Annotated in this window: 8 protein-coding genes and 1 pseudogene; 6 read left to right on the top strand and 3 right to left on the bottom strand. The window is 59.6% G+C overall.

Features of this window, described 5'->3' with window-relative positions; genetic code table 11:
* Positions 1–131: 131 nt before the first annotated feature.
* On the top strand, positions 132–1,934 hold the full coding sequence (locus tag ACQ4MY_RS09500; RefSeq protein ID WP_440094869.1) for an acyl-CoA dehydrogenase: 1,803 nt from the start codon (positions 132–134) through the stop codon (positions 1,932–1,934).
* A 119-nt stretch (positions 1,935–2,053) separates the two neighbouring features.
* Here the strand turns inward: ACQ4MY_RS09500 and ACQ4MY_RS09495 are convergent, their stop codons facing one another.
* Positions 2,054–3,991: a methyl-accepting chemotaxis protein gene (locus tag ACQ4MY_RS09495; protein WP_008077583.1), complete on the bottom strand. Its 1,938-nt coding sequence runs from the start codon at positions 3,989–3,991 to the stop codon at positions 2,054–2,056.
* 220 nt (positions 3,992–4,211) lie between these two features.
* Between ACQ4MY_RS09495 and ACQ4MY_RS09490 the strand changes: the two genes are divergently transcribed.
* Positions 4,212–4,556, top strand: a complete 345-nt coding sequence (locus tag ACQ4MY_RS09490; RefSeq protein WP_440094868.1) for a hypothetical protein — start codon at positions 4,212–4,214, stop codon at positions 4,554–4,556.
* Positions 4,557–4,615: 59 nt separating this feature from the next.
* Here ACQ4MY_RS09490 and ACQ4MY_RS09485 read toward each other — a convergent pair whose 3' ends face one another.
* On the bottom strand, positions 4,616–4,921 hold the full coding sequence (locus ACQ4MY_RS09485) for a cell division protein ZapA (protein ID WP_008077585.1): 306 nt from the start codon (positions 4,919–4,921) through the stop codon (positions 4,616–4,618).
* The gene (locus ACQ4MY_RS09480) at positions 4,918–5,148 is read right to left on the bottom strand and encodes a hypothetical protein (RefSeq protein ID WP_008077586.1); all 231 of its coding nucleotides are present in this window, start codon (positions 5,146–5,148) and stop codon (positions 4,918–4,920) included. Before ACQ4MY_RS09480 ends, ACQ4MY_RS09485 begins: the two co-directional genes overlap by 4 nt.
* Before the next feature lie 276 nt (positions 5,149–5,424).
* On the opposite strand from ACQ4MY_RS09480, the pseudogene ACQ4MY_RS09475 reads away from it, so the two are divergent.
* From ACQ4MY_RS09475 to mscK, 4 genes and pseudogenes are all read left to right on the top strand, one after another.
* Positions 5,425–6,147, top strand: a pseudogene (locus ACQ4MY_RS09475) (MCP four helix bundle domain-containing protein); the annotation flags it as partial.
* Positions 6,148–6,177: 30 nt separating this feature from the next.
* Positions 6,178–7,050, top strand: a complete 873-nt coding sequence (locus ACQ4MY_RS09470) for a methyl-accepting chemotaxis protein (protein WP_371042268.1) — start codon at positions 6,178–6,180, stop codon at positions 7,048–7,050.
* 290 nt (positions 7,051–7,340) lie between these two features.
* Positions 7,341–9,083, top strand: a complete 1,743-nt coding sequence (locus tag ACQ4MY_RS09465; RefSeq protein ID WP_158829947.1) for a potassium/proton antiporter — start codon at positions 7,341–7,343, stop codon at positions 9,081–9,083.
* A 34-nt stretch (positions 9,084–9,117) separates the two neighbouring features.
* A complete protein-coding gene (gene mscK / locus ACQ4MY_RS09460; RefSeq protein ID WP_440094867.1) occupies positions 9,118–12,471 on the top strand; it encodes a mechanosensitive channel MscK in 3,354 nt (1,117 codons plus the stop codon).
* The last annotated feature ends 8 nt before the right edge of the window (positions 12,472–12,479 follow it).

Here is a 12,479-nt window from a genome sequence, read left to right as displayed (position 1 = left end):
CCAGCTCCCACAGTGTTTTGGGGTGTTTGTTAAGTCGGCGCGCGGCTCCAACATCACGCCCATCAATCATCCTGTTCAGCCTTTATCAGCGCGCCTAGACTCGGCCCAACCCCAATTTCAGGTAGGCCGCCATGTCCGAGACGCTGCTCAGTTCCCGCAATCTGGCTTTCGAGCTGTATGAAGTCCTTGATGCCGAGGGCCTGACCCGGCGTGAGCGCTTTGCCGAGCACAACCGCGAGACCTTTGACGCCGCCATCGGCACCGCGCGCAACATCGCCGAGAAGTACTTCGCGCCGCACAACCGCAAGGGTGACGAGAACGAGCCGCGCTATGAAGACGGCAAGGCGATTCTGATTCCTGAAGTGAAACCGGCGGTGGATGCCTTCCTTGAGGCTGGATTCCTCAACGCCGCGAGAAGTTTCGACGCCGGCGGCATGCAACTTCCTACATTGCTGTCGCAAGCCTGCTTCGCGCATTTCCAGTCGGCCAACGCCGCTTCGACGTCTTACCCGTTCCTGACCATGGGCGCGGCAAATCTGATTGAAAGCTTTGGCACCGACGAGCAGAAACAACGCTTCCTGCAACCGATGATCGACGGGCGCTTCTTCGGCACCATGGCCCTGACCGAACCCCACGCCGGTTCGTCGCTGTCGGATATTCGTACACGCGCCGAGCCGGCGTCTGACGGCAGCTATCGCCTCAAGGGCAACAAGATCTTCATTTCCGGCGGCGATCACCCGCTCTCGGAAAACATCGTGCACATGGTCCTGGCCAAACTGCCGGACGCGCCTGCGGGCGTTAAAGGCATTTCGTTGTTCATCGTGCCGAAGTTTCTGGTCAACGATGACGGCAGCCTCGGCCAACGCAATGACGTGCTGCTGGCCGGGTTGTTCCACAAGATGGGTTGGCGCGGCACCACTTCCACAGCGCTGAACTTCGGCGATAACGGTGAGTGTGTCGGTTATCTGGTCGGCGAGCCGCATCGTGGTTTGAGCTACATGTTCCAGATGATGAACGAGGCTCGGATTGGCGTCGGCATGGGTGCGGTGATGCTCGGTTACGCCGGTTACCTGTACTCGCTGGAGTACGCCCGCGAGCGTCCGCAGGGTCGCGTGCCGGATAGCAAGGACCCGACCACTGCGCCGGTAGCGATCATTCAGCACGCGGACGTCAGACGCATGCTGCTAACGCAAAAATCCTACGTCGAAGGTGCCTTTGACCTCGGTTTGTATGCCGCCCGTTTGTTCGATGACACCACCACGCTGGAGACCGAAGCCGAGCGCAAACAGGCGCATGAGTTGCTGGATTTGCTGACACCGATCGTCAAATCCTGGCCATCGGAGTTCTGCCTGAAAGCCAACGAACTGGCGATCCAGATTCTTGGTGGCCACGGTTATACCCGTGAATACCCGGTGGAGCAGTACTACCGCGATAACCGCTTGAACCCGATCCATGAAGGCACCCACGGTATTCAGTCGCTGGACTTGCTTGGGCGTAAATTGGCGCAGAACGGTGGTGCGGGACTTAAACAACTGATTCGCCTGATTGCCAACACTGCTGAGCGCGCGAAAGCGTATGAATCGCTGACCGCACTGCGTGAACCACTGGAAAAACTAGTGGCGCGCCTGCAAACGGTGACCATTGGTTTGCTGACCGATCTGGCGCAGGGCAAGGTCAACAGCAGTCTGGCGAATTCGGCGTTGTACCTGAAAGTGTTCGGGCACACGGTGATTGGCTGGCGCTGGCTGGAACAGGCGATTCGTGCCGAGGAAGGGTTGGCCAAGGGCAATGCGGCGGATGCCGACTTTTATAAGGGCAAGTTGCAGGCGGCGCGGTATTTCCTGACCTGGGAAGTACCGGGTTGCCATCATGAGCTGGCGCTGCTGGAGACGCGGGATGATACGTGCCTGGCGATGCAGGATGCGTGGTTCTGATCCGGGATATTTGTAGTGGCTGAAATCCAATCGCGAGCAGGCTCACTCCTACATTTGGAACGCTTTCCCCTGTAGGAGTGAGCCTGCTCGCGATGGCGTCAGCTCAAACAATGCACCTCTCAGCTCAATTTGAACCCACCCATCTGCCGCGCCAGATCATCCGCCAGTTTCTGCAACATCTGGCAGTCTTCACGACAAGCCCGAACCTCACCCGCCGTCGCCCGCGCCAGATCGGAAATCCCCTGCACATTGCGGTTGATCTCTTCGGTCACCGCCGACTGCTCTTCCGTCGCCGTCGCCACCTGATGGTTCATGTCGCTGATGCGCTCGACCTGCCCGGTAATCGCAGTCAATGAAGCCCCGGTTCGCTGGCTCGACTCAACCCCGGTGCCCGTCGCGGCCTGGCCGGTGCGCATCGACGACACGGCATTTTCCGCGCCCTGTTTAAGGCTGCCGATCATCTGCTGAATCTCGTCGGTTGACGCCTGCGTGCGCCGCGCCAAGGTGCGCACTTCATCGGCGACGACGGCAAAACCCCGGCCCATATCGCCAGCACGCGCCGCTTCGATCGCCGCGTTGAGCGCCAGCAAATTCGTTTGCTCGGACACCCCGCGAATCACCGCCAGCACCGAGTCGATCGATGCCACTTGATGCGCCAGCTCACCCACCGCGCCTGCCGCCAAGCCAATCTCGTCCGACATGCTTTCAATATGCCGAATCGAGCCACCGACCACTTCACGCGCCTGCATCGCTTCATCGCGCGCGGTTTGCGAGGCAAGCGCCGCGTTGCCAGCGTTCTGCGCGATTTCCTGCACGGTCAGGCCCATCTCATGAACCGCCGTCGCGACCATGTCAGTCATTTCCTGCTGACGACCGGAACGCTCTGCGGTGTTCTCGACGACTTTCGCCACCTGCCCGACAGCGGTGCGCAAACGCTCGCTGGTGGCCAGCACTTCGCCGATCATCCCGCGCTGACTGTCGAGGAAACTGTTGAAACCCCGGGCGAGGTCGCCCAGTTCGTCAGCGCGACTGGAATCTAACCGGTGGGTCAAATCTCCCCCACCGCTACCGATTGCTACCAGCGCGGCTGTTACCTGACGAATCGGCCGCACCAGACCTTGCGCCAGCCACACCACCAGGGCGAGGCAAACCAACGCCACCGCCAGACCGATTCCGCCGCTCATCCACATCGCTTTGCGGGCCTCGGCGTAGATCTGTGATTGCGGCACTTCGGCCACGAGGGTCCAGCCTAAATCACGCAAGGGCAGGCTGAAGGCGAGGAAGTCTTCGCCATCCCTCTGGAAGCTGCTGCTGATCGCCGTTTTTTGGCCCATGACGGCCTGCGCTGCATTGGCGCCGATCTGCTCGGTCAAGGTGCGTTTACCACTGAACTGCGCTTCGGGATGCACCTGAATCAAACCGTCGGAACGCACGAGATAGACCTTGCCGCGCTCACCGAAGCTGAAGTTGTGGATCAGCTCCGAGAGCTCTTTCATGCTCAGCCCAAGCCCCGCCACCCCCACCACTTTGCCGGCCTGCTCGACCTTCAAATCGATGAACAGCGCCAACTCTCCAGTGGCCCCGTCGTTGTCGATATTCAAGGTGCGCGGCTGATTGCTGTCGAGGAAAGAATAGAACCAGGCATCGGCCGGTTTGGAGCGACTGAGGGTGCGATCCAGGCCTTTTTCGGTGATGTAATGATTGGAATCGGTGCCGATGATCAAAGCGGTAAACGCTTTGTGTTCGGCGCGGATGCCTTCCAGATACTGCGCAAAGGCTGCTGTTTTGCCGCTGTCTTCACCCGATGCGAGCCAGTCGCGAACCATGGTGTTGCTGGCAATATCTTTGGCCGCCGTCAGCGGCTGAACAAGGATACGTTCGATGTCGTTGCGCGTCGCTTCGATGCTCGACGGCAGGGCTTGCTCGACCAGATAGCTCTGGGCGAGGCGATTGACTACCAGGGTATAAATGCCAACCACGATCAGGATACTGACCAGCAGGGCGGTGCCCATGCTGAGAATCAGCTGCCATTGAATACTGCGTCGCCACAACTGCATGGAGCACCCCCAGGAGATAAGAGGCGGAAACACTGCAACTGTCGTGCCGATTGTATACAAAGACACAGAAAATCAATCTCAATCAGCAGCTTGTTTCGCATGCAAACAAGAAAAAACTGTCATATCTAACAGGTTACAAGCATCGAATAGCTGGGTATGTTTTGAGAAGTGCCAATTTAGGCACGCACATCTCGATTGCATCAAGCAGAGAGGGGCCGTCATGCACGAAGAACCATTGGAATTCTCACAGCCACTGACCACCCAGGAAACCGACGCCGTTCTAAAATTTGTGAATGTTGGAGACGAGGTCAGGATCGCCGGAGAAAAACACAGTGTCGTCAAAAAAGAATTTCAGGTGAGCGGCAGCCATTATCTCGTCCAAATTACCTTGGACACTGGCGAAACCTCCACTACCACACATTCAATTACCCACGAGGAGTTCAGTAATCTTATACGCGAGGGTGACTACAGGAACTCGAACGGAAACATCAGCGTGGCAGACTCAGTGTGGTACCAAAAAGACGGCCACCTATGGGTCAAATACGCCACTTGGGACAAGGTATGATCATTTGTCTGCTTCGAAGATAGTGACGCCTCCTGACCAAGAGGCGCCCTTTACCTTCATCAGCCTTGCTGGCCGATAGTCTTGGCGATGGTGTCGACCGTGGCGCTGACTTGCTCTTGGTAACGGTCGAGTTCTTCCTGGTGCAGCTTCTTCATTTCGATCTGCTGCGAACACAGATTCATCGCTGCCAGCACCAGCAAGCGGTCGCCGATCAGCGTCGGGTATTTGCGTTTGGTGTCGGCCAAAGCGGCCTTGAGCATCAGTGCCGCGTCCAGCAGGGTCTGTTCTTCCCCGGCCGGTGCCTTGATCGAATAGTCCTCCCCGAGAATGGAGATGACTTTTACCCCTGCTGTGTGGTGGTTCATGCGCTGACAGGACCGGCGTTGACGCGATCAACCAGGGCTTGAATACGTGCTGCGGTGGCGCCGTGCTTTTCTTCCTGTTCCATCAGGTTCAGTTGCAGGCTTTCGTTTTCATCCTTGGCCTGAGCCAGTTCCGTGGACAGATTCTGGTTGGTTTGCGCCAGGGTCTGGTTCTGTTGCACCAGGTCGCTGACGAGCTGTTCCAATTGACTGAGGGATGCTTCCAACATTTTGATCTTCCAGGCATTTTCAAAGGGCGCGTACGATAAAGAAAAGTCACCACGGATGCCAGGGTTAAACCGGCGCAAGGCCTTGATTTTCCTGGCGGGCGAGCGTTCCCGCGAGCTTTAAAGACTGTGATTTGCCGATCTTGTTCCTGCACTTCGTCGATCAAGGCTGTCTGCGACAAATACGCACATGGACTAAAGAGTTCATTGGGCTGACCGATAAGTCACCCATACAGCAGTTTCAGCCCGCATGGACGCGGCCCTTCCTGGTATCCGCACATGTCCCTTCGCAATATGAATATCGCCCCTCGGGCGTTCACCGGCTTTGCCCTGATCGGCGGCCTGATGTTGATTCTTGGCGTGTTCGCCCTGAACCAGATGAGCAAAATCCGCGCGGCCGCCGAGGACATCTCGTCGAGCAGCGTGCCGAGCATCAAAAACCTCGACGAGTTCACCCAACTGACCTTGCGCCTGCGGGTGTTGTCGTACCGCTTGCTGGTCAACCGCGAACCGGACGTGCAGCAGAAGACCGTTGAGTTGCTGGACATGCGCAACCAGCAGATCCGCGCCGCTCAAACGGCCTACGAGCCACTGATCGGCAGCCCCGAGGAACGTTCGGCCTACGACCAGTACGTGCAATTGCTCGGTCAATACCGCCAGATCGAAGACCGCATGAAGAGCCTGTCGCGCAACAATCAGGTGGACGAACTGCGCAACCTGCTCAACACCGAGTTGCTCAACAACTCCGAAGCGATGAACACCGTGCTCAACCGCCTGATGCAGATCAACGGCGAGCAGATCAGCGAGACCAATCAGCAAGCAGCCGATCAGTATTCGTCGGCGTTCGATCTGGTGGTGACGTTGCTGGTGATCGCGACCGGCCTGACCTTCCTCTTCGCCTGGCTGCTGACCGTCAGCATCACCAAGCCAATTTCCAAAGCACTGGACGCTGCGGAAACCATCGCCGAAGGCAATCTGACCCAGCCGATTCACGTCGATGGCAGCGACGAAGCCGGTCGCCTGCTGGCGGCGATGGCCAAGATGCAATCGAAACTGCGTGACACCTTGCAGCGGATTTCCGGTTCGGCCACGCAACTGGCGTCGGCAGCGGAAGAGCTGAACAGCGTCACCGATGAAAGCGCACGCGGCCTGACGCAGCAGAACAACGAAATCGAACAAGCGGCCACCGCGGTCAATGAAATGACCAGCGCCGTGGAAGAAGTCGCACGCAACGCCGTGAGCACGTCGGAAGCCTCGAAGAACGCCACAACGTCGGCCGGTGACGGTCGTGATCTGGTTCAGGAAACGGTCAGCGCCATCGAACGCATGAGCGCCGATGTGCAGAGCACGGCCTCGTTGATCGGTGATCTGGCCAATGAATCCCGTGACATCGGCAAGGTGCTCGACGTGATCCGTGGCCTGGCTGACCAGACCAACCTGCTGGCCCTGAACGCGGCGATCGAAGCGGCGCGTGCCGGTGAAGCCGGTCGTGGTTTTGCCGTGGTAGCGGATGAAGTGCGTGCCCTGGCGCACCGCACCCAGCAGTCGACCAGCGAAATCGAACGGATGATCGGCAGCATTCAGAGCGGCACCGAGCACGCCGTGGATTCGATGCGCAACAGCACCGAGCGCGCCGAATCGACGCTGAACATCGCCCGTGGCGCCGGCATGTCGCTGGACACCATCAACACGGCGATCGTCGAGATCAACGAACGCAACCTGGTGATCGCCAGCGCGGCCGAAGAGCAGGCGCAAGTGGCGCGCGAAGTGGATCGCAACCTGGTGAACATTCGTGATTTGTCGGTGCAATCGGCGACCGGCGCGAATCAGACGAGCGCGGCGAGTAACGAGCTGTCGCGGCTGGCGCTGGATCTGAACAACATGGTTGGGCGTTTCAGCCTCTAACTGCTGAAGAAACTCCTTTGTGGCGAGGGAATTTATCCCCGATCGGCTGCGCAGCAGTCGTAAATCCCTCGCGCGAGGTGTATCTGATACACCTCGCACTCAGCGTTTGGGGCGGCTTCGCCACCCAACGGGGATAAATCCCCTCGCCACAGTCATCACTCGGCAAGCGTTCAATGTGATGCCAACGCAAAAAGCTTTTTGACAGCATCACATTTCAACAGGTTAGAATCGCTGGCACGCAGACTGCATGGTCAGTTTGCGCCCGTCTTTATGTCTCTGGAGTAGTGCCTTTGAATGCGACGACCATCAACAGCCTGTTCTTGATCGGCGCGTTGCTGGTAGGTGCAAGCATTCTCGTCAGCTCTCTTTCCTCCCGTCTCGGCATTCCGATTCTGGTCATTATTCTTGCGGTCGGCATGACCGCCGGGGTCGATGGCGGCGGGATCATTTTCGATAACTACCCGACGGCCTATCTGGTCGGCAACCTCGCACTGGCGGTGATCCTCCTCGACGGCGGCTTGCGCACGCGGGTGTCGAGTTTCCGCGTGGCGTTATGGCCGGCGCTATCGCTGGCCACGGTCGGGGTGTTGATCACCACCGGGCTGACTGGCATGGCGGCCGCATGGCTGTTCGACTTGAACCTGATTCAAGGCCTGCTGATCGGCGCCATCGTCGGCTCCACGGACGCCGCCGCGGTGTTCTCGCTGCTCGGCGGCAAAGGCCTGAACGAACGGGTTACGGCCAGCCTGGAAATCGAATCCGGCAGCAACGACCCGATGGCGGTGTTTCTCACCGTGACCCTGATCGACATGCTCGCCAGCGGCCAGACCGGCCTGCACTGGAGCCTGCTAACGCACCTGATCCGCGAGTTCGGCATCGGCGGCGTGATCGGTCTCGGCGGCGGCTGGGTCATGCTGCAATTGGTCAACCGGATCAATCTGGCCAACGGTCTCTATCCGATTCTGGTCATTGCCGGCGGTCTGGTGGTGTTCGCCCTGACCAACGCCTTGCACGGCAGCGGCTTCCTCGCGGTGTATCTGTGCGGTCTGGTCATCGGCAACCGCCCGGTGCGCAGCCGTCACGGCATTCTGCACATGCTCGACGGCATGGCGTGGCTGGCGCAGATCGGCATGTTCCTTGTACTGGGGCTGCTGGTGACGCCGCATGATTTGTTGCCGATCGCCCTGCCCGCCCTCGGTCTGGCGCTGTGGATGATTCTGTTTGCGCGGCCACTGTCGGTGATGGTCGGCCTGCTGCCGTTCAAGGCCTTCCACGGTCGCGAAAAAGCCTTTATTTCCTGGGTCGGCCTGCGCGGCGCGGTGCCGATCATTTTGGCGGTGTTCCCGCTGATGGCCGGGCTGCCGAATGCGCAGCTGTACTTCAACCTCGCATTCTTCATCGTGCTGGTGTCGCTGCTGGTGCAGGGCACGAGCCTGCCGTGGGTCGCCAAGCTGTTGAAAGTGACGGTACCGCCGGAGCCGGCGCCGATTTCCCGGGCGGCGCTGGAAGTTCACGTCACCAGCGAGTGGGAGTTGTTCGTGTATAAGCTCGGCGCGGAGAAATGGTGCATCGGTTCGCCCCTGCGCGAGCTGAAAATGCCCGAAGGCACGCGCATCGCGGCCCTGTTTCGTGGCCAGCAATTGCTCCATCCGTCGGGTAGTACGGTGCTGGAAGTCGATGATTTGCTGTGTGTTATCGGCCATGAACACAACTTGCCAGCGCTCGGAAAACTCTTCAGCCAAGCGCCGCAACGCGGTCTCGATCTGCGTTTCTTCGGCGACTTCGTGCTCGAAGGAGACGCCCAGCTTAAAGCGGTTGCAGCGCTTTACGGGTTGCCGGCTGAAGGCATTGATCCGGACATGACCCTGGGCACCTTCATCGCCCATAAAGTCGGTGGTGCACCGATCGTCGGTGACCAGGTGGAGTGGAACAACACCCACTGGACGGTCGCGGTCATGGACGGGAACAAGATTGGCAAAGTGGGCGTCAGATTCCCCGAAGGAAGTCGCCCGGGCCCCGGACTCTTCCTCTAAACTGCGTCCACTCTCACTTGCTTGACCGGTCTCTATGCCTACCCTGCGCTCCTTTTTCGCCGCGGCCCTGCTGGGCCTGAGTCTTACTGTCGGCCCGCTGTACGCCGCCGAACCGCCGTCCAGCGAAGCCGTACAGGCCAGCCTCGACAAGCTTGCCGACAGCAAACTGCCGGATGCCGACAAAAAGACCCTGCAATCCGTCCTGCAGAACACCCTCAATCAGCTGAACAACCAGCGTGATTACGAACAGAAGCTGATCGATCTCAAACAGCAACTGGCAACGGCGCCCAAGCAGACCATCGAAAACGCCCGCGAGCTGACGCGTCTCAAGGCCACCGCCGTGGTGCCGGTGGCGCAGCGTTTCCCGCGCGAATCGATTCCGCAGCTGGAGCAGATCCTCACCGATCGCTCGACCCAGCAAAGTGACCTGCAAAAAGCCCTGGCCGACGCCAACAGCCTGATCATCACCGCGCAGACCCGCCCGGAGCGTGCGCAGGCGGAAATTTCCGCCAGCCAGACGCGCATTCAGCAGATCAACAACATCCTCAAGTCCGGCAAGGATGCGGGCAAGACCGTCAGCGCCGAGCAGCGCGACCAGTTGAACGCCGAGCTTGCCGCGCTGAATGCGCTGATCCCGCTGCGCCGCCAGGAACTGGCGGGCAACAGCCAGTTGCAGGATCTGGGCAATGCCCAGCATGACTTGCTCTCGGAGAAGTCCGACCGCCTCGACCGCGAGATTCAGGAACTGCAGACCCTGATCAACCAGAAGCGTCTGGCGCAATCGCAGGAAACCGTGACCCAGCAATCGATCGAAGCGCAGAAGGCCGGCGGCAGCAGCCTGCTTGCCAGCGAAAGCACGGCCAACCTCAAGCTCTCCGACTACCTGCTGAAAAGCACCGACCGCCTCAACGAAGTCACCCAGCAGAATCTGCAGACCAAGCAGCAACTCGATACCTTGACCCAGAGCGATTCGGCCCTCGACGAGCAAATCAACGTGCTCAAGGGCAGCCTGCTGCTGTCGAAGATCCTCTATAAACAGAAACAAGCCCTGCCGCGCCTCAAGGTCGACCGCGACCTGGCGGACCAGATCGCCGACATTCGTCTGTATCAATTCGAAGTCAGCCAGCAACGCGAATTGCTCAGCAACCCGGCGACTTACGTCGACAACCTGCTGGCGACCCAGCCGCCGGAACAGATCACCCCGCAACTGCGTAAGAGCCTGCTCGATCTGGCCAATACCCGCGCCGACTTGCTGGAGCGCCTGAACCGCGAACTGAGCGCGGTGCTCAACGAATCGATCACCCTGCAACTCAATCAGAAACAACTGCTGAGCACCGCGCAAAGCCTGCGCGCGACCCTCGATGAGCAGATGTTCTGGATCCCCAGCAACAAACCGCTGGACGTGGAATGGATGCGCGGTGTGCCGGAGCGTCTGAAGCGGCAGGTCGACACACTGCCGTGGGCATCCAGCCTGAGTGAGCTGACCGACGGCCTGACCCAGCGCCCGCTATTGTTCCTGCCCCTGGCATTGCTGATCGGCGCGCTGCTGTGGCGTCGCAAAAGTCTCTACGGGAAACTCAACAAGGTTCACCAGGACATCGGTCACTTCAAACGTGACAGCCAATGGCACACGCCGCAGGCGATCCTGATCAATATTCTGCTGGCGATGCCAGTGGCCTTGGGGCTGGCGCTGTGTGGTCTGGCCCTGCAGATCGACGCCCGGGGACAAAACGCCAACATGGGCGCGGCACTCCTGCAAATGGGTCAGGCGTGGCTGGTGTTCTACACCGCTTACCGGATCCTGGCGCCGGGCGGCGTGGCGGAACTGCACTTTCGCTGGGAAAAACCCCAGGTCGAATTCCTCCAGGGCTGGGTCCGTCGTCTGGGCCTCGTGGTTCTGGCCTTGGTGGCGGTGGTCGCCGTGGCCGAATTGCAACCGGCGGCATTGGCCGACGACGTGCTGGGAATGCCGGTGGTGCTGATTTGCTACGCCCTGATGGCATGGCTGCTCAGTCGTCTGCTGATCAGCAGCCCGGCCCACGAAAACGCCTCGCTGTTCCGTAAAGTGGTAGGCGTGATGTTCACCTTGCTGCCGATCGCCCTGTTTGTGGCGGTGTGCTTCGGCTACTACTACACCGCGCTGAAACTCAGTGACCGCTTGATCAACACCCTGTACCTGCTGATGTTCTGGCTGGTGATCGAAGCGACTTTCGTCCGAGGCCTGAGTGTCGCCGCGCGTCGCCTGGCCTATCAGCGCGCCCTGGCCAAACGTCAGGCGGCGAAAGAAGCCGGCGACGGCGAAGCGGTGATCGAAGAGCCGACCCTGGACATCGAAAAGGTCAACGAACAGTCCCTGCGCCTGATTCGTCTGGCCCTGCTCGGCGGTTTCATCGCGGCGCTGTACTGGGTCTGGTCGGACCTGATTTCGGTGTTCTCGTACCTCGACAACATCACGCTCTACGAATACACCAGCGGCACCGGCGCTAACATGAGCATGGTGCCGATCAGCATCGGCGACATGCTCGGCGCGCTGATCATCATCGGTATTACCTTCGCCCTCGCGCGCAACTTGCCGGGTCTGCTTGAAGTGTTCGTGTTGTCGAAGCTGAATCTGGCGCAGGGCAGTGCCTACGCGACCACGACGCTGCTGTCGTATGTGATCGCCGGTGTCGGTTTCGTCTCGACCCTGTCGACGCTTGGCGTCAGCTGGGACAAGTTGCAATGGCTGGTGGCGGCACTGTCGGTCGGCCTCGGTTTCGGTATGCAGGAGATCTTCGCCAACTTCATCTCCGGCATCATGATCCTCTTCGAACGCCCGGTACGGATCGGTGACACCATCACCATCGGCAACCTCTCGGGCACGGTGAGCAAGATCCGCATCCGCGCCACGACCATCACCGACTTCGACCGCAAGGACATCATTGTCCCGAACAAGACGTTCATTACCGGGCAACTGATCAACTGGTCGCTGACCGACACCATCACCCGCGTCACGCTGAAACTCGGCGTCGACTACGGTTCCGATCTCGATCTGGTCAAGGAACTGCTGCTCAAGGCTGCCCGCGAGAACCCGCGCGTGCTCAAAGAACCCGAGCCGCACGTGTACTTCCTCAACTTCGGCGAAAGCACCCTCGACCACGAATTGCGCATGCACGTGCGCGACCTTGGCGACCGTAACCCGGTGCTCGATGAGGTCAACCGCTTCATCAATCGCGAGTTCAAGAAGCAGCACATCAACATCTCGTTCCGCCAGATGGAGGTTTACCTGAAGAACCTGCACGGCCAGGAATACAAGTTGGTGCCGATCGAGGCGGACACGAAAACCATCGTGGCGGTGCCTGACGAGCAAAAACCGCTGCAAGAGCCGCCGTCGAGCAAACTCGACTAACCGGTCTA

The sequence above is a fragment of the Pseudomonas sp. SM4 genome, assembly GCF_051913165.1.
In the GTDB taxonomy this organism is placed as follows: Bacteria; Pseudomonadota; Gammaproteobacteria; order Pseudomonadales; family Pseudomonadaceae; genus Aquipseudomonas.
The sequence above is the reverse complement of the archived record's forward strand: the minus strand, read 5'-3'. Positions and strand labels throughout refer to the sequence as shown.